Raw genomic sequence first — 17,975 nt, 5'->3', positions numbered from 1 at the left:
ATCACATCGGTAAAAATTTCACGTCTGCCTGCAATTGCGGGCAGGCGTTTTTTATTGTGATCTTTTCTCTGCCCACACCGTTCTGCAATGCACTGCGCTGCTGCAGATGCACAAGGTCGATGCCCTGCTGCCAGAAAGACTGCACCGTCTGCGTGCACAGTTCTGCCAGCTGTTCGCACTGTGCGGCGCTGGGCTGCGGCGTATCATAGCTGCGCTGACAGTCCAGCCGCAGACTGGCAGTTTCTTCCTGCAGGGTGACAGACACGCTGCATCGGCGGACCGTTACCGGCTCACCTTCCAGCCAGAACGTATGCACGCCGCCCATTTCCAGCAAAAGCCGCGCTGTTTCCGCCTGCCGGGCCTCCAGCTCAATGCTGTTTTCCACTCGCCAGAGGATGCTTGTATCTGCAAGTGCCACTTCCTGTTTCTCTGCCCGCAGCTGCGGCAGAAGCATTCCGTCCTGATACTGGTAAAGCCTCGGCATCTGGTCTGCGCACTGCTTGAGCTGCTCAAGCAGTTTGTTCGGAAATTCCTGCTTTTCTGCTGGAAGTTCCTCCAAAAATCCATCGTCCATTTCCAGCACAGAAACTTTTGCCGATACCCTGCCCTGCCTGTTTTCCAGCACCGTACGCTCATACGCTGCAAGCAGCTCTGCCGATGCATCCTGATCGATCAGCAGATAATCGCACAGGCGGTAATCCGCCTTTTGCGGCAGTTGCTTTTGAGCCGCCGCCAGCGCTTTTGCCAGCGTGTCCGCCTGCGCCAACTGCAGCTGCACAGCACCAGAAGCCTCGGATGCATCGGCGGCGGCTTCCGGAGCCTGATACAGCAGCCCTACGGTGATGGACTGTTCCTTCTGAGCAAGATACAGCGCACGAACCATGCTTTTTTCGGTGGTCTCGCAGCGCAGAAAAATCAGGCACCACCCGATCAAAAGCACCGCACTGAGAGAGCGCAGTTTCTTCTGCTTCATTTTACCGCTCCTTTCCCGCACTGCACCGCGCGCTGCCACACGGTACGCACTGCCGCGCAGAGAAAGCCGGTGCGGAAGATCGCGCAGGTGAGCCAGATGAGCAAAAGCAGCGCATCCATGCGGGAGAAAACATCTGCGCTCCATGCCCGCAGCAGCTCCTGTGCCGGGTAATCCGCTGCGCCAAATACGAGGCACATCCCGGCAGTAAGACCCGCCTGTACCAGAAAGGTGAGCCATGGCAGCCAGGACATGCTGCGCGGATCTTCATAACCTGCAAGAAGCGGCCAGAACAAATACTCCGCATACAGCGGAACACGCGGCCAGCGGGCCAGTTGCACAGCATCTGCCGTCAGCAGGTGCGCCCAGTCCATCTGCCCGGCAAGCCCTGTCAGACAGACCAGCCCACCCAGCAGCACGAACCACCACAGCACCCGTGCCGGAGCATCCCAGCCGGAAGGCGGAATACACCACCCTGCCCAGAGCAAAAGCGGCAGCAGGCCGATCAGCGCCATGGAGCGGAACTCCTGCTGGCAGATGTTCTGGGCCTGCATTACGGTTCCAAACAACTCTGCCAGAAACCATGCTCCTGCGGAAAACAGCCAGACCCACTGCATGGCTGCCCGCTGCCAGCAGGCAGAGAACACCCCACTGATGCATGTGAGCAAAAGAGCCTGAACCGCCCCATGAATGATCATCCCACGCGGAGAGATACCGGTCTGCATTTCTTCTGCCAGCGCAGCTGTCCACACGCTCAGTGCCAGCACGGGAGCAGAAAAGCCTTTCTGTTTTTGTATCATTTTCCCTCCCGTTTCTGCCAGATATTAAAGTCGTGCGCTGAAAGACGGCGGTAGTTGCGGCGGATGATGCCATCCTCTTCCATGGGCCGCTGCGGGAACGGATGCGCCGCCAGATATGGCACCTGCAGGCAGGCTGTGCCGGAAAGACTGAGCAGAACTGCAAAAAAAGCCCCCGCAAGGCCCACCGGCCCGGCAAGACCTGCAGCCAGCACCACACCCAGACGCAGCAGCGTAGCAGGCTCGTACAAAGAGGGCGTGACGAACACCGCGATGGCCGTGATGCTTGCCACAAAGATCACCGGCGTGCTCATAAGCCCGGTGGCAATGGCAGCATCGCCGATGATCAACGCGGACACCAGACTGACCGAATGCCCCAGCGACTGCGGCATCCGCAGACCTGCTTCCCGGATGACCTCCAAAATGAGTATGACCAGCAGCATTTCCGCAAACAGCGGCAGCGGTGTGGCCTTCTCCGCCGCTTCGATCTTGTACAGAAGCTGCGGTGGGATCAGCTCCGGCAGGTAGACCGCCAGACAGACGAACACACCCGGCAGAAATACTGTGAGGTAGAACGAAACATATTTGAGGATGCGCAGAAAAGAGGAAAACACGGCGGTGGATGCATAATCGTCCAAGCACTCAAAATTTTCGCAGAAAAGAGCCGGAAGCACCATGGCAGAGGGACTTCCGTTAACCAGCACCACGATCTTGCCCTCACAGATCTTTGCCGCCGCCACGGCAGGCCGCTCGGTGTAGCTTACCGGCGTGAACAGCCGCGCCCTGCCCGGCAGCAGCCACGGCACAAAGTAACTGGAATCCAGCAAAAGCTCCGGCTTTGCAGCGGCAAGCGCTTTGCGCACACGGATCACCATGGCGGAGTCTGCCCTGTTTTTGCAGTAGCAGATGGCGTATTCCGTTTGCATTTCGGTATCGGCCTGCGCCACCTCCTGCACCAGATGTTCGGTACGGATGAGCCGCCGCAGCAGGCTCAGATTGACCCGCAGCAGGTCGGCAAAACCTTCGCGGGAGCCGCGCAGATTACCTTCCCCAGAAGGCTCGTCTACCGAGCGGAACTTCAGTCCCTGCACCGAGAAGGCAATGCCCTTTGCACAGCCGTCCAGCAGTAAGACCGCCATGCCTGCCGTCATTCGTTTGATCAGATCAGCCAGATCTGTTACCGGCTCACTTTCTGCCGGAAAGGCTGAGCCGTGCAGGATCAGCTCAAAGACCTGCGGCCCGGTGCAACGCTGGCCTGCCTGCTGCGGCGGTGCCTGACGGCTGGCCGCATCCAGTAAAAGCTCCCACAAAGAATCCAGACTTGCCATGCCGTCAAACAGCAGGATGCTTCCCCTGCAATGATAAATCGTGATCTCCTTGGCATAATAATCCGCAGAGGTGCCAAACATTTTGTCCAGCACCGCAAGATTTGCCGCAAGGCTCTGTGATAACTGCCGCATCCAACCACTCCTTTGCACAGCAGTATGCCCGGCTGCAGCGGCATCCATTCCGCCAGAAACGACAGGAGGTCTTGTTACTTGAAGCTTCTGATCTGCCGCACGATCATCATTTATCTGTGCGTTCTGTTTGCCATGCGGCTGATGGGCAAACGCCAGCTGGGCGAACTGCAGCCCGAAGAACTGGTGTCCACCATTCTCATTTCCAATCTGGCATCCATCTCCATTGAATCGGAAGAGGTGCCCATCACATCCAGCCTGATCCCGCTGTTTCTCATTGCAGCGCTGGAGCTGCTGGGCTCCGTGCTGAGCTTCCGCAGCCAGAAATTCTTCAACTTTCTCTCCGGCAGACCCAAAACGGTGATCTTGGACGGGCAGATCGATCAGAAAGCCTTGCGGATGCTGCGGCTGACTACAGCTGACCTGATGGAAGCGCTGCGCGGTAAAAATATTTTTGACCCACGGGAGGTCTCCTACGCGGTGATCGAGACGAACGGCACCCTTTCGGCAGCACTGCGGCCAGAAAAAGAGCCAGCCCGTCTTGCTGACCTGCAGCTGAAGGTGACCCATACCAACGCCACCATTCCCTTTGTGCTGGACGGACAGGTGCTGGAAGACAACCTGCGCTGGTGCGGCAAGGACCGCGCGTGGCTGGAATGCACGGCGCAGGCCAACACCCTGCTGCCGGAAGAAATTTTGCTGCTGATCGGCAACGAGACCGAGGATTATTTTTTGCTAAAAAAAGAGAACCGCCGTGCCGGCGGCTCCCATTGAGGTGAGCGGATGAAGCGGATCTATGCATGTATCGCCATTGTGGCCGTACTGCTGAGCGTGGCCTTTTACAGCAGCTGGAAGGTGCAGAGTTTTGCGGATGTGATCTCGGCAGACCTTGACACCGCCGCCGAAGCCATCCGCAATGCCGACTACCCTGCCGCCCGGCAGGCGCTTGCTGATGGTGCCGACCGGTGCGACCAAATGCGCACCAAAATGAACCACCTGCTGCGCACCGCAGATTTTACCGAGCTGGAAGCTGCACTGCGGGCGGCGGACGGACACCTGGAAATGGGTGCCCCAGAGGAAGCCTTTGGTGAGCTGCGCCGCGCACAGGTACAGGTGGAAACACTGGAATGGCTCTCGCACCGGCTGGTATAAACAAAAACACCGGCCCTGCCCCATTGGGCGAAAGCCGGTGTTCTGATGCAAATTATTTCTGTGGTTCCTTGCGGTCGCCCATCAGCTTTTTCAGCTCATTGAAAAAACTTTCCACGTCTGCAAACTGACGGTAGACCGATGCAAAGCGAACATATGCCACTTCGTCGATCTTTTTCAGTTCCTGCATGGTCAGCTCACCGATGCGCACGCTGGGGATCTCACGGTCGTAGGAGCTGAGCAGCGTCTGCTCAATGCTGCTTACCGCACGCTCCAGCGATTCGTAGCTGACCGGCCGCTTGGCGCAGGCACGCACCATGGCGTTGAGCAGCTTCTGCCGGTCGAACGGCTCACGGGAGCTGTCCTTTTTGATGACCACAAGCGGAACAGTCTCCACGACCTCATAGGTCGTAAAGCGCATATGGCAGCTCAGGCATTCGCGGCGGCGGCGGATGCGCTCGCTGTCTTCGGTGGGGCGGGAATCGATCACTTTGGATTCCTCGGCTCCGCAATAGGGACACTTCATGTTCTGTTCCTCCTGTCCGGTCTGACCGGGCTGTGTTTTTAGGCTTTGGTCTTGGGCTTGCGCTCACTCCACAGCACCCACGCAGAGGTGGAAACGCACAGCGAAGTGTACACGCCGCTGATCATGCCCATCATCAGCGGGAATGCAAAGGTAAAGATGCTGTCCAGACCATACAGCTTTGCCACGATGCACATAACGCCCAGCGCCATCACCGTGGTAATGGTGGTGATCAGGGTGCGGCGGGCGGACTGGTTCACCGAGTGGTTCACCAGCTCTTCAAAGGATGCCTTTTTGCCCATCAGGGTGCGGTTCTCGCGGATACGATCGTAGACCACAACGGTATCGTTGATGGAGTAGCCAAGGATGGTAAGCATGGCGGCAATGAAGTTGCCATCCAGCGCGGTGCGCAGCAGCACGAAGGTGCCAAACACCACCATCAGGTCGTTCACAAGCGCCAGCACTGCCATCATGCCGCCGGTCAGGCCACCGATATTCTTGAAGCGCAGGGCGATGTACAGCAGGATCAGCACCAGTGCAAACACCACGGCAACCAGACTCTTCTGCAGGAACTTGGTGCCCATGGCAGCGCTGACGTTGCTTAGCGACAGCTGTTCAAAATTGTTGTCCGGGCAGCTTTCGTTCAGGCTGTCCAGCAGCTTAGCCACCTGCTCGGTAGTCACTGTTTCGGTACCGGGCATCGAGATTTTCAGGGTTTGGCCACCGGTAGCAACATTCTCGCCGGTCTGCAGGGTCAGGCCGTTATTCTCCAATGCAGAGGATGCAACCTTCTGCACATCCGACATGGTAAAGCTGCCCTCGTAGCTCAGGGTGATCATGGCACCGCCGGTAAACTCGGTATCCAGATGGACACCCAAAACCACAGCGCACAGCACGATGGCTGCCATCAGGCAGGAGGAGATCGTCAGGAAGCGCTTGCGCAGGCCCACAAAGTCGATGGACTTCTTCTCGGTTTTTTCCTTGCCGGGCTTTTCAGCGCCGTAAAGCCAAGGGTTGCGCAGTGCCTTGATGGATGCCGCACCGCGGATCATCACACGGGTAGCAAACACGCCAAACACAAAGTTCAGCAGCACGCCGGTGAGCAGCGTGTAACCGAAGGCATAAATAGTGCCTGCGGTGGAGGGGCCAAAGGCAAAGAACACAAAGTGGAGTGCCTTTGCAAACATGCCGTCCGAGGGGCCAAAGGCACCCATCAGCACGATGGCCACGATGACGATGGTCACGTTGCCGTCAACGATGGGGGTCAGGCCGCGGGCAAAACCGCTCTTGAGTGCGCCATCCAGAGACTTGCCGTTTTTCAGCTCTTCCTTGATGCGTTCTGCCGTGATAACATTGGCATCCACGCCCATGCCGATGGCAAGGATGATGCCTGCGATGCCGGGCAGGGTCATGGTAAAGCTTTCAAACACCGGGAAGTAGCCGGAAACGAACGCCAGCGTTGCTGCCACCTGACCAGCCAGTGCAATACATGCAAGGAAGCCCGGCAGACGGTACAGCATCGTCATGAACACCACGATCAGTGCAAAGGCGATCAGGCCAGCCAAAACCATGGCGCTCAGGCTGTTCTCGCCCAGGCTGGGGCTGACGGTGGAATAGCTGTCCACCGTCAGTGCAAAGGGCAGTGCGCCGGAGTTGATCTGGCGGGCCATCTTGACGACCTGCTCCTGCGTGAAAGGATTGGAAGCCGAGCTTGTAATGATGGCAGAGCCATCGGTAATAGCGGTGTTGACCGTAGCCGTGCTCACGTTTTCATCGTCCAGCCAGATGCTGATGGTGCCGCCTGATGCAGCCAGCTTTGTGGTAGCATCGCCAAATGCCTTGGCACCGTCCTCTGTAAATTTGAGGGAGACGAAATATTCCGAAGCGCCGCCATTGCTGACGGGGCCATACTGAGCTGCGGCGCTCTCGATCATGGAGCCGTCCAGGATCAGCTCACCGTCCGCACTGCTTCCCTCGCGGAAGGTCAGATAGGCGGTGGTGCCGATCTCATCGATCGCAGCTTCCGGGTCAAAATCTGTCTCACCGGACTGCCACGGGAACTCCAGGATCAGGCTGTCGGAATTGTTGTCCACATACAGCTCGTAGTCGGTCACATTCAGCGCCACGAGACGGTTCTCAATGACGAGCTGGGCTGCTTCCAGCTGTTCTTCGGTAGCATCGTAGCCATCCGACGGCACAAAGGTGACGTTGACACCGCCCTTGATATCCACACCGAAGCGGATATCCTTTGCACCTTTGATGTAGGTCGTGGTCGTATCGCCGTACTTGGCATACACACCGAAGAACGCAGTATACACAAATACCACGATCAACAGCACTGTGGCGATCAGATGCCATGCTTTGCCTTTTGTTTTCATAAAATTCAGAGAACCTCCAAAAGCAGCAGTTCTTGCAGCTGCCGCCCGTATTCTAGCGCGGACCGCCTGCTTCGGCGGGCCTTATCATTTCCGCAAGGGGGCCGTCGTGCCGGCTTTCTTGCGACAAAACTCCCCTGACGGCCCAGATGGGCCGCACAGAGGAGATAAAATCAAAAAATGTTAGTCTGCCTTGTCAGCCAGCAGTTTTTCTGCCACAGCCAGACGCACACAGATGCACAGCAGTTCGGAAGCGGTTTCCACCTCGTCCAGACTGGGATAGGTGGGCGCAATGCGCAGGTGAGAATCCTCGGGGTCCTTGTGATAGGGATATGCAGAACCGGCACCGGTCAGGGTCAGGCCCGCATCCTTGCACAGACCCGCCACGCGCTTTGCACAGCCGGGCATCACATACAGGCTGATGAAGTAGCCGCCCTTGGGGTCCGTCCAGTGGGCAATATCCCCGCAGGGGATGAGGTTGTTCTTGAATGCGGTCTTGACGGCATCAAAGCAGGGCACCAGACGACGACGGTGCTTTGCCATGTGGGCCAGCACACCTTCCTTGTTCTTCAGGAAGCGGACGTGGCGCAGCTGGTTCATCTTGTCGTAGCTGATGATCATGACCGAGAAGCGCTTGCAGATATACTTCATGCTGCTCTCGCTGCAGGCAATGGCAGAGACACCTGCGCCCGGGAAGGTGATCTTGCTGGTGGAAGTGAACATGAACACACGGTTTTCGTTGCCGTACTTCTTGCTCTCGTTCAGCAGCACCGGAGTCTCGATGATCTCATCGGTCAGGTGATGGACGATATAGGCTTCATCCCAGAAGATCTTGAAATCAGGCGCAGCGGTCTTCATCTTGGCAAAACGCTCGATGGTCTCATCGCTGTAGGTGTAGCCATCGGGGTTGGAATACTGCGGCACACACCAGATGCCCTTGATGTCAGGATCCTCGGCCACCAGCTTTTCCACAATGTCCATATCCGGGCCATTGGGGGTCATAGGCACGCTGACCAGCTCAAAGCCAAACTCCTCGGTAATAGCAAAGTGACGGTCATAGCCGGGCACCGGGCAGAGGAACTTGCGCTTCTCCACCTGAGACCAGGGGCACGGAGACTCCGGGAAACCGAACACATAGCCGATATTGACGAGGTTATACATCAGCTGCAGGCTGGAGTTGCCGCCCACGAACACTTCCTCCGGCTTTACGCCAAAGACATCCGCAAACAGCACGCGGGCCTCCTGCAGGCCTTCCAGCTCGCCATAGTTGCGGGCATCCGTACCGGCATCGGTGGTATAGTCATTCATCTTCAGCAGGTCCATAGCCAGATCCATCTGGTGAGGACCGGGCTTGCCGCGGGCCATGTTCAGCTTGAGACCCTTGGCCTGAAATTTTTTATACTCTGCTTCGAGCGCTGCCTTTTCGGCAGTGAGTTCATCACGATTCATTGCAAGATAATTTGCCATTGGAAACACACTCCTTTATCGTACTTCCTGTTACCCATAGCGCCAGAGCGGCATTTTGCGGAGCATTCCTGCCAGGGAGCGTTCCCCATGCCATTCCAGACCTTAATATTATAGTACATTTTGCCCTCGGAAACAAGAATAATAAAGCAAAAAGCCCTGCCAAAAGCAAAAAGCTTTTGAAACAGAGCTTGAATGCCGGTTCTTTGCTCCCCTGCTGTACGCTAAAAGCGTCAGCTCAGAGCGACCTGATTTTTATAGCGCTTGCGCACCGCGCCGTATTCCAGATGTGCTTCGCCGCCTTCCACGGTGTCTTCATCCACAGTTACGCGGATGATGGTAGCATCGGTGGGCACCTCGTACATGATGGGCAGCAGAATGCTTTCCATCACGCTGCGCAGGCCGCGGGCACCGGTCTTGCGCTCGATCGTCTTGCGGGCAATGGCGTGGAGTGCTTCATCAGTGAAGTTCAGTTCCACATTATCCATGCTCAGAAGTTCCTTATACTGCTTCACAAGGCTGTTGCGCGGCTCCTTGAGCACGCGAACCAGAGCGTCCTCGTCCAGATCGTCCAGCACGGTAATGACCGGCAGACGGCCGATCAGTTCCGGGATCAGGCCGAACTTGACCAGATCGTGGGGTTCCACCTTGCGCAGCAAAGCCTTCTCCGCTTCGCTGGAATTATCCTTCAGGCTGCTGCCGAAACCCAGTGCGGACTTGTCGGTGCGGCGCAGGATATACTTATCCAAGCCATCAAATGCACCGCCGCAGATGAACAGGATGTTGGTGGTGTCGATCTGGATGAACTCCTGCTGCGGGTGCTTGCGGCCGCCCTGCGGAGGAACATTGCTCACAGTGCCCTCCAAAATCTTCAACAGGGCCTGCTGCACGCCCTCACCGCCCACATCGCGGGTGATGGAGGGGTTCTCACTCTTGCGGGTGATCTTGTCGATCTCGTCGATATAGATAATACCGATCTGTGCCTTCTGCACATCAAAATCCGCTGCTTGGATCAACTTGAGCAGAATGTTTTCCACATCTTCGCCCACATAACCGGCTTCGGTCAGGGTGGTGGCATCGGCAATGGCGAAGGGAACGCCCAGCATTTTTGCCAGAGTCTGTGCCAGCAGGGTCTTGCCCACGCCGGAAGGACCCAGCAGCAGCACGTTGGACTTCTGCAGCTCCACATCGCTGCCCTTGCCGCTGAGGATGCGCTTGTAGTGGTTGTAGACCGAGACGGCCAGCACACGCTTTGCCTCGTCCTGACCGATCACATACTGATCCAAACCTTCCTTGATCTCGGCCGGGGTCAGGATGTTGATATCCAGATCGTCCGCAGGCTGGATGTGTGCACGGTTTGCACCGCGGGCCGGTCGGGCGCTTTTGGGCTGATCCGGCTTGTCGGAAAGCAGGTCGTGGCACAGGCCGATGCATTCGCTGCAGATATTGACACCGGGGCCGATGATCATACGCTCCACTTCGTCCTGATGCTTTCCGCAGAAGCTGCAGACCAGATCCTTTTCGTTTTTGTCTCTGCCGGAATTGTTATTTGCCATAGCTGTTTTTCCTTATCCTGGGTAAATTAAATGTCGGCGGCTCAGCGGTGGGCAATGACCTCATCGATCAGGCCGTATTCCTTTGCCTGCAGTGCGGACATATAGTTGTCGCGCTCAGTATCCAGCTGGATCTTTTCCAGCGGCTGTCCGGTGTACTCGCTGAGCATGCGGTTCATCTTATCGCGGATATACACCATGTGCTCGGCATGGATCTTGATATCGGTGGTCTGGCCGGAAAGGCCGCCGCCCTGCCCGCCGATCAGCGGCTGATGGATCAGAATTTCCGAGTTGGGCAGTGCAAAACGCTTCCCCTTGGTGCCGCTTGCCAGCAGGAAGGCACCCATGGAAGCTGCCATGCCCATGCAGATGGTGGAAACATCGCACTTGATATACTGCATGGTATCGTGGATGGCCATGCCGGCGCTGATGGAGCCGCCGGGGCTGTTGATATACAGGCTGATGTCCTTGTCCGGGTCCTGCCCTTCCAGATACAGCAGCTGTGCCACAACAAGGCTGGCGGAGGTATCGTTGACATCCTCGCTCAGAACGATGATGCGATCGTTCAAAAGACGGGAGAAAATATCATAGGAACGCTCGCCATGGGACGACTGTTCCACAACGTAAGGAACAAAACTCATAAAGTTCGCCTCCTGAAATGGAATATAGTATTTGCAAAATTGACCGATACGGTTTCCCTGCCGGTTCTGCCGTATCGGTCAATTTTTACAACCTTTGATTGAAACCGTGCAGCATACTGCCCGCTTCAAAGGAACACAGGAGCTGATTACTCAGCGTCTGCAGTCTTCTCTTCCTCAGCAGCCTTCTCCACGATGTTTGCGTGGCTCTTGATGAAGTCGATGGCCTTGTTGATGGCCAGATCCTTCTTCAGGTCGTCAACATTGACCAGCTCACGAACCTTGTCCTCTTCCATCTTGTACTGGTCAGCGATGCGCTTGATCTCAGCGGAAACTTCCTCCTCGGAAGCCCCGATGTTCTCAGCAGCAGCAACAGCCTCCAGAGCCAGACGGATCTTGACCTGCTTCTCAGCCTGCGGCATGAAGGAAGCGCGGAACTGCTCCATAGTCTGGCCCATATACTTCAGGTAGTCCTCGAGGCGCAGGCCCTGCTGCTCCACGCGGAATGCGAAGTCGTTGACCATCTCGTCCATGCGGGCATCATACATTGCCTGGGGGATCTCACCCTCCATGCTCTCGATGACCTGATCCACCAGAGCGTTCTCAACAGCCAGATCGTCCTGCTTGTCCAGCTGCTCCTGATTGTTCTTGCGGATGGAAGCCTTGAACTCGTCCAGAGTGTCGTACTCAGAGCAATCCTTAGCCAGCTCGTCATCCAGAGCAGGCAGCTCCTTGTACTTCACTTCGTGCAGCTTGATCTTGAACACAGCAGCCTTGCCAGCCAGTTCGGCAGCCTGATACTCGGTGGGGAAGGTAACGTTCACGTCGAACTCTTCGCCAGCGGAGTGGCCCACGATCTGATCCTCAAAGCCGGGGATGAAGCTGCCGCTGCCCAGAGTCAGGCTGTAGTGCTCAGCCTTGCCGCCCTCGAAAGCCACGCCATCGACGAAGCCCTCGAAGTCGATATCAGCGATGTCGCCGTTCTCAGCAGCGCCCTCACGGGTCAGCTCACGGGCATTGCGCTCCTGCACACGCTTCAGCTCAGCTTCAACAGCCTCGTCAGAAACAGTATGGACAGTCTTTTCAACCGTCAGACCATTGTAGCTGCCAACCTTGACTTCGGGCTTGACAGCGACCTTGACGGTCAGGGTGACACCGTTGGTCTCATCAGCAGAGTCAACAGTGACCTCCGGACGGCCGACCGGCTCAACGCCAGCTTCCTTGACAGCAGCCTCGAAAGCCTCGGGGAACAGCTCATTGATGGCATCATAGGTAAAGACATCAGCGCCGTACATCTTCTCGATCAGAGCGCGGGGAGCCTTGCCCTTACGGAAGCCGGGAACAGCGTACTTCTTGCCTTCCTTCTTGAAAACATCGGCAACAGCCTTCTTGAAAGCCTCTGCGTCGATGGAGAACTGCAGTTCTGCCATGCTCTTCTCGAGCTTTTCACACTTGATGAAATTCATTTGTTTTTCCTCCACTCAAAAATTCTATTGCGCAGGGCAGGAAGTTTTTGCCCTTTGCAACCGCGCACTGCGTCCTGGATGAACTTGCTTTTGCAATATGCGGGGACGCGCGCGCTCAATTGGGTGCAACAATCGCGTCAAAAACTATTATAGCACGCTCCTGACACAATTGCCAGCCCAAATTGTTAATTTTTATTGGTTTTAACGGTTCAATTGATGCGGTACGGGCAAAAACGCAGCCCATCGGCACTGACCAGCTTGTAGTGGATGCCATCCACATCGCCCTGCACCGCATAGCGGATGGCATTGCCGTGCAGATGGCCATAGTAGCAGGTCCTGATGCTGTATTCCTTTAAGGTGGCCACGATCTCCGGCGCACTGGTGCCGGTATACACCGGCGGATAGTGCAGGAACACCAGCTTTTCCAGCCCGGGTTCGGCGGCATCCAGACTCATGCGCAGCCGTCCGATCTCACGGTTCATCACCTTTTCGTCGTGGGCCTCGCCTGCATCAAACAGCCAGCCGCGGGTACCGCACAGTGCATACCCCTCTACACTGTAGGAGTTGTTGTGCAGAATGTGCAGGGTATCAAAGCCTTCTGCTTTGAGGTAGGCATTCATCTTGTTCACGGTAGACCACCAGTAATCGTGGTTGCCCTTCATGATGATCTTCTGCCCGGGCAGGCTCTGCAGAAATTCAAAATCCTTACGGGTATCGGTCAGGCGCATGGCCCAGCTGATATCGCCCGCCAATACAATGGTATCCTCTGGTTTGATGAGCTTGCGCCAGTTTTTCTCAAGGCGCTCCACATAATCATTCCAGCCGGGAAAAATATCCATCGGCTTGGAAGCGCCCAGAGAAAGGTGGGTATCGCCAAGCACAAAAAGTGCCATGTTTTTACTCCTGTTCTAAATGCAGCAGGATGTGTTATTCCTGATAGCCCAGCGCCACCTCGGCGATCTGTGCAGGATCGATCACGGTGTTAAAGCGCTCCGGCTTCTGGCGCAGTGCGGCAAGGCTTGCCGGTGCGGTATGCGCAGAGACTGCTTCCAGCTGCTGCATTGCTTCAAAATCATTTTCCGGGGCGGTGCGGCCCAGTGCTTCCAGCACACTGCGCGGGAACTTGAAGGGAGACGCGGTGGACAGCACCACCATGGGCACGCCCTCGCGCTTTTTCTGCGCTGCCACATGGAACGCAACGGCGGTGTGGGTATCACACAGGTAATTGTCCTTCTCGTAGCGGACACGGATCTCCCCTGCCACTTCTTCCTCACTGCTCCAGCCGCAGGAGAAGTTCTCCTGAATGGCAGCCAGCGTCTCCGGACGCACAGTATAGCTGCCGGTCTCGGCAAGGCTCTTCATCAGGCCCGCCACCTCGGCATCACTGCCGATGACATGGTACAGAAGGCGCTCGAGGTTCGAGGACACAAGAATGTCCATGCTGGGCGAGGTGGTCTTGAAGAACTCCCGCTTTGCGGTGTAGGTGCCGGTGGTGAGGAAATCGGTCAGCACGTTGTTCTCATTGGAAGCGCAGACCAGCTTGCCCACGGGCAGGCCCATGCGCTTTGCATAGTAGCCTGCCAGAATGTCGCCGAAGTTGCCGGTGGGTACGCAGAAGTCCACTTCATCGCCGAAGGTGATCCTGCCCGCCTTGAGCAGCTGGGCATAGGCGGCAAAGTAATAGACGATCTGCGGCACCAGACGGCCCCAGTTGATGGAGTTGGCGCTGGACAGGCGGATGTTCCGCTTGGCAAGCTCTGCTGCAATGGCAGTGTCACCAAAGACCTTCTTCACGCCGGTCTGTGCATCATCAAAGTTGCCGCGCACAGCGTACACTGCCACGTTGGCACCCTCCTGCGTTGCCATCTGCAGGCGCTGGATCTCGCTGGTGCCGCCCGTGGGATAGAACACTGCGATCTCCACGCCCGGGATATCATGGTAGCCGTCCAGAGCTGCCTTGCCGGTATCGCCGCTGGTCGCCACAAGGATCAGGGTCTTTTCCGTGCGGCCCAGATTCTTTTTGGCTTCCACCAGAAGCTTCGGCATCAGCTGCAGAGCATAATCCTTGAATGCACAGGTAGGGCCATGCCACAGCTCTAAGGCATAGGTGTCCCCTTCCACCGGGGCAAGATAGCCTGCCTTGCCGCCAAAGGCCTCTCCGTAGGTCTTGTGGGCAGCTTCAGTCAGGAAATCCTGCGAGTAGTCGGTCAGATACTCTTTGATGACGGCAGCTGCCATGGCCGGGTAGTCCAGCTCACACAGTGCCTTCACATCCACCTGCGGAAAGCTTTCCGGTACAAACAGACCGCCCTCATTGGACAGGCCCTGTGCGATCGCTTCCGAGGAAGTCACTTTGCGGTTTTGGTCTCTGGTACTAAAAAACTGCATTGTTGTTGCTCCTTTTTCGCCGTAGAACGTGCAAAGCACGCTCTTCTGCTGTAGCAGAGAAGCCCTCTGCCCGTACATTTTCCCACCGGGGCCGTTGCTTTACGTGAGGAAAGCGCCCCTTATAATATGTACCATCCAGCGCCCGCTGTCAAGAGGGAACACTTCTGCCACGTCAAATCGTACCGGTGCATCGCTCAGGCCGTTCTGCTGCAGATAATACTGTGCTGCACGGATCAGGCGGCGCTGTTTGGGCCGGTCCACCGCTTCTGCCGGGCTGGCCAGAGAGCCTTCCGCACGGGTCTTGACCTCACAGATGACAATGGTCCCATCCGGCTCCTGCACCACAACATCCAGCTCACCCATCCGGGTGTGGAAGTTGTGTGCCAGCAGCCTGCAGCCCTGCTTCTGATACCAGCGGGCCGCAGCAGCTTCTCCCCTGCGCCCTGTCTCGGCGCGGTTCACTTTCCGTTCTCCGGCCAGTAGCCCTGCTTTTTGAGGAAGCTGCGGCGGTAGAACGGCTGGATGCCGTACTGGGCGATCAGCTCATAGTGGAGCTTGGTCGGGTAGCCCTTGTGCTTTGCCAGCTGATACTGCGGATACTGTCTGTCCAGTTCCAGCATATAGCGGTCACGGCTGACCTTTGCAAGGACGGATGCTGCGCCGATGCTGGCACTGGTGGCATCGCCCTTGACCACCGGCTGTGCCGGGACCAGCAGCCCTGCCGGGGTGCGGTTCCCATCCACGAGAACAAGGTTCGGCACGATGTCCAGCTCTTCCACGGCCTGCTTCATGCCGCCCATGGTGGCGTTGAGGATGTTTTCCCGGTCAATGATCTCCGGCCCCACAAAAACAATTTTGTAGGCCAACGCCTTTTCAATGATCTCATCAAACAGAGCTTCCCGCTTTTTCTCGGTAAGCTTTTTGGAGTCGTTGATGCCAAAGACCGGATTCTCCGGGTTCAGAATACAGGCCGCTACGCACACCGGGCCGCACAGAGGGCCGCGTCCGGCTTCGTCCACGCCTGCAAAGCAGCCATACTGACTGCGTACAGCGGCATCGTACTCATACAGCGGAGCCGAGATCTCCTCGTCGGAACGGCGCTTCATTCGTCATCCTCCTCGGCAAAATCAGCCAGATCATCCCGCTGCGGCGGACGCTCCAACGAGATGCGGCCCCACTTGCAGGCGCGGAACTCGTCCACCAGCATAATGGCGCAGCGCTCGGTGTTTACCTCGCCGCCGCGCACCAGCAGACCGCGCTTGCGGCCGATGGCTTCCATCAGCTCGTAGGGCGGCAGGACCAGCGTTTCGGCATCCAGCTTGTAGCGCTGGGCCACAAGGTCGGGGTAGTTGCGGCGCACCTCGTCCAGCAGGTTCATGGCCAGCTCTTCCACATCCAGAATATCATCCTTGATGGAGCCGATAAAGGCCAGATTGGACGCAATGGTCTTGGAGTCAAACTTCTTCCACAGTACGCCGGGCATATCCAGCAGATCAAATTTGTCGGTGCTGACCCACTGTTTTCCCTTGGTTACGCCCGGGCGGTCTGCCGCCTTGGCGCGGGCAGAGCCTGCAAAGGTGTTGATGAAGGTGGATTTGCCCACATTGGGGATGCCGCACAGCATCACCTGTGTTTTGGCACCGCCCATGCCGCGGTTCTGGCGGCGTTCCAGCAGGCCCGCCAGTTCTTTTTCAATGGCAGCCTTTACCGCATTGGCACCGCCCTTCTGCTTGGCGCTGATGGCCACACAGCCGGCATCTGCCGCACGGAAATACTTGATCCATTCTTCCGTTACAGCCGGGTCTGCCAGATCAGCCTTGTTCAGCGCGTATAGCTTCGGCTTGCGGGCCGTGATGCGCTCGATCTCCGGGTTCAGGCTGGAAAGCGGGATGCGGGCATCCAGCAGCACAAGGCTGGCATCCACGTGCTGGATCTCCTGCTCCATCATGCGCAGAGTCTTGGTCATGTGGCCCGGGAACCACTGAATATTGTACTGGTTTGCAAAGCGGGTATCCATTTCGTTCATTTTACCACCCCAAAATCTGTAAAGGGCATAAAGCACAAAAGCACCCTGCCCAGAATGTCCCGTTCGTCAATGCAGCCCACATAGGTGGAACGGCTGTCCAGTGATTGGTTGCGGTTATCACCCATCACGAACACCGTGCCCTCCGACACTGTGTACGGGAACTGCACATCGTAGCCAAGATAGGTAGGCTCTGCAATGTAGTCCTCCTGCAAGACCTCGCCGTTCACCATGACCATACCGGAATCGTAATCAATGCTGATGGTATCTCCACCTTTGGCGATGACACGCTTGACCAGCGGCTTGCCGTAGGAGGTATAGCTGTCCACAATGACCACGTCACCACGCTGCGGTGTATAGCCTGCTCCCCACACGATGAGCTTATCACCGTTCACCAGTGTGGGCACCATGGAGCTGCCGTCCACCTGAATGATGCGGAAGAAAAACGAAAAGATCAGCACCAGCACCAGCGCTGCCGAGATCAATGCCTCGTACCATTCCAGCAGGTTCTGCCCACGCACGGGCTTTGCCTGTTCCTGTTTTTCCATATCCGGTACACCTCACCTTCTGGTTTTACACTGCTGACCCGATTATACCGCAGCCGACAGGCTCTTCGCAAGAACGGTGCCTGCAAAAAGCCGCATTTTTTCCGAAATTTTGATAAAGAAAAAAGGGACAACAAGGTTGTCCCTTTTCTCCCGTTTCAAATCGGGGATGATCAAATATCGCTCTTGACCTTGGCAGCCTTGCCCGTACGACCACGCAGGTAGAACAGCTTTGCGCGGCGGACCTTGCCCTTGCGGACAACGGTGACCTTCTCAACGAAGGGGCTGTTGATGGGGAAGACACGCTCGATGCCAACACCGTAAGCAACGCGGCGAACGGTGAAGGTCTCAGCAACGCCGCCGTGCTTCTTTGCGATCACAGTGCCCTCAAAGGCCTGGATGCGCTCACGGTCGCCTTCCTTGATACGAACATCAACGCGGACGGTGTCGCCAACGTTGAACTGGGGCTTTTCAGCCTTGATGCTGCCTTCAGAAATAATCTTCAGTGCGTCCATTTTTGAATCCTCCATTTGTTTTTAGACGTTCATACACGGCACTTTACCGTCAGAGGACCGCCCGTTTAATGATATTGTCATTAACCCCGCTGTGGTCTCAGCGGACACTAAC

General features: G+C 56.8%; 18 protein-coding genes. 2 read left to right on the top strand and 16 right to left on the bottom strand.

Features of this window, described 5'->3' with window-relative positions; translation table 11 throughout:
* Window position 1: 1 nt before the first annotated feature.
* The 3 genes from DW937_RS00755 to DW937_RS00745 are packed head-to-tail and all read right to left on the bottom strand — an operon-like array spanning window position 2 to window position 3,227.
* Window positions 2-973, bottom strand: a complete 972-nt coding sequence (locus DW937_RS00755) for a hypothetical protein (RefSeq protein WP_120119791.1) — start codon at window positions 971-973, stop codon at window positions 2-4.
* On the bottom strand, window positions 970-1,770 hold the full coding sequence (locus DW937_RS00750) for a hypothetical protein (protein WP_120119790.1): 801 nt from the start codon (window positions 1,768-1,770) through the stop codon (window positions 970-972). The genes DW937_RS00755 and DW937_RS00750 overlap by 4 nt, the downstream gene beginning before the upstream one ends.
* Window positions 1,767-3,227, bottom strand: coding sequence for a spore germination protein (locus tag DW937_RS00745; RefSeq protein ID WP_243111395.1), 1,461 nt, complete (start codon window positions 3,225-3,227; stop codon window positions 1,767-1,769). Before DW937_RS00745 ends, DW937_RS00750 begins: the two co-directional genes overlap by 4 nt.
* A 78-nt stretch (window positions 3,228-3,305) precedes the next feature.
* On the opposite strand from DW937_RS00745, the gene DW937_RS00740 reads away from it, so the two are divergent.
* On the top strand, window positions 3,306-3,998 hold the full coding sequence (locus tag DW937_RS00740; protein WP_243111394.1) for a DUF421 domain-containing protein: 693 nt from the start codon (window positions 3,306-3,308) through the stop codon (window positions 3,996-3,998).
* A 9-nt stretch (window positions 3,999-4,007) separates the two neighbouring features.
* On the top strand, window positions 4,008-4,376 hold the full coding sequence (locus DW937_RS00735; protein ID WP_005941949.1) for a DUF4363 family protein: 369 nt from the start codon (window positions 4,008-4,010) through the stop codon (window positions 4,374-4,376).
* A gap of 52 nt (window positions 4,377-4,428) precedes the next feature.
* On the opposite strand, the gene nrdR is transcribed toward DW937_RS00735, so the two are convergent.
* The 13 genes from nrdR to rplS all read right to left on the bottom strand — a co-directional run bounded on the left by nrdR (window position 4,429) and on the right by rplS (window position 17,863).
* Window positions 4,429-4,899 carry a transcriptional regulator NrdR gene (nrdR, locus tag DW937_RS00730; RefSeq protein ID WP_044953681.1) on the bottom strand — a complete coding sequence of 157 codons (471 nt, stop codon included), beginning with the start codon at window positions 4,897-4,899 and terminating at the stop codon, window positions 4,429-4,431.
* Between the two features lie 38 nt (window positions 4,900-4,937).
* Window positions 4,938-7,274 (bottom strand): protein translocase subunit SecF, encoded by a 2,337-nt coding sequence (gene secF / locus DW937_RS00725; RefSeq protein WP_120119787.1) that lies wholly within the window; start codon window positions 7,272-7,274, stop codon window positions 4,938-4,940.
* Window positions 7,275-7,454: 180 nt separating this feature from the next.
* The gene (locus DW937_RS00720; RefSeq protein WP_118527346.1) at window positions 7,455-8,738 is read right to left on the bottom strand and encodes an aminotransferase class I/II-fold pyridoxal phosphate-dependent enzyme; all 1,284 of its coding nucleotides are present in this window, start codon (window positions 8,736-8,738) and stop codon (window positions 7,455-7,457) included.
* A 230-nt stretch (window positions 8,739-8,968) separates the two neighbouring features.
* Window positions 8,969-10,291 carry an ATP-dependent Clp protease ATP-binding subunit ClpX gene (clpX, locus tag DW937_RS00715; RefSeq protein ID WP_097777745.1) on the bottom strand — a complete coding sequence of 441 codons (1,323 nt, stop codon included), beginning with the start codon at window positions 10,289-10,291 and terminating at the stop codon, window positions 8,969-8,971.
* 41 nt (window positions 10,292-10,332) lie between these two features.
* On the bottom strand, window positions 10,333-10,929 hold the full coding sequence (gene clpP / locus DW937_RS00710; RefSeq protein WP_005941935.1) for an ATP-dependent Clp endopeptidase proteolytic subunit ClpP: 597 nt from the start codon (window positions 10,927-10,929) through the stop codon (window positions 10,333-10,335).
* A 146-nt stretch (window positions 10,930-11,075) separates the two neighbouring features.
* Window positions 11,076-12,392, bottom strand: coding sequence for a trigger factor (tig, locus tag DW937_RS00705; protein WP_120119786.1), 1,317 nt, complete (start codon window positions 12,390-12,392; stop codon window positions 11,076-11,078).
* Between the two features lie 209 nt (window positions 12,393-12,601).
* On the bottom strand, window positions 12,602-13,285 hold the full coding sequence (locus tag DW937_RS00700) for a metallophosphoesterase (protein ID WP_005941928.1): 684 nt from the start codon (window positions 13,283-13,285) through the stop codon (window positions 12,602-12,604).
* Between the two features lie 34 nt (window positions 13,286-13,319).
* Window positions 13,320-14,780 (bottom strand): threonine synthase, encoded by a 1,461-nt coding sequence (gene thrC / locus DW937_RS00695; RefSeq protein ID WP_120119785.1) that lies wholly within the window; start codon window positions 14,778-14,780, stop codon window positions 13,320-13,322.
* A 99-nt stretch (window positions 14,781-14,879) separates the two neighbouring features.
* Window positions 14,880-15,242 (bottom strand): YraN family protein, encoded by a 363-nt coding sequence (locus tag DW937_RS00690; protein ID WP_005941923.1) that lies wholly within the window; start codon window positions 15,240-15,242, stop codon window positions 14,880-14,882.
* Entirely contained in the window at window positions 15,239-15,886 is a 648-nt protein-coding gene (locus tag DW937_RS00685) for a ribonuclease HII (protein WP_120119784.1), read from the bottom strand. Before DW937_RS00685 ends, DW937_RS00690 begins: the two co-directional genes overlap by 4 nt.
* A complete protein-coding gene (ylqF, locus tag DW937_RS00680) occupies window positions 15,883-16,806 on the bottom strand; it encodes a ribosome biogenesis GTPase YlqF (RefSeq protein ID WP_120119783.1) in 924 nt (307 codons plus the stop codon). The genes DW937_RS00685 and ylqF overlap by 4 nt, the downstream gene beginning before the upstream one ends.
* Entirely contained in the window at window positions 16,803-17,351 is a 549-nt protein-coding gene (gene lepB, locus DW937_RS00675; protein ID WP_120119782.1) for a signal peptidase I, read from the bottom strand. The genes ylqF and lepB overlap by 4 nt, the downstream gene beginning before the upstream one ends.
* Before the next feature lie 170 nt (window positions 17,352-17,521).
* Window positions 17,522-17,863, bottom strand: coding sequence for a 50S ribosomal protein L19 (gene rplS, locus DW937_RS00670; protein WP_022257134.1), 342 nt, complete (start codon window positions 17,861-17,863; stop codon window positions 17,522-17,524).
* Window positions 17,864-17,975 lie beyond the last annotated feature (112 nt).

Source organism: Faecalibacterium sp. AM43-5AT (genome assembly GCF_003603345.1).
GTDB lineage: Bacteria > Bacillota > Clostridia > Oscillospirales > Ruminococcaceae > Faecalibacterium > Faecalibacterium taiwanense.
The sequence above is the reverse complement of the archived record's forward strand: the minus strand, read 5'-3'. Positions and strand labels throughout refer to the sequence as shown.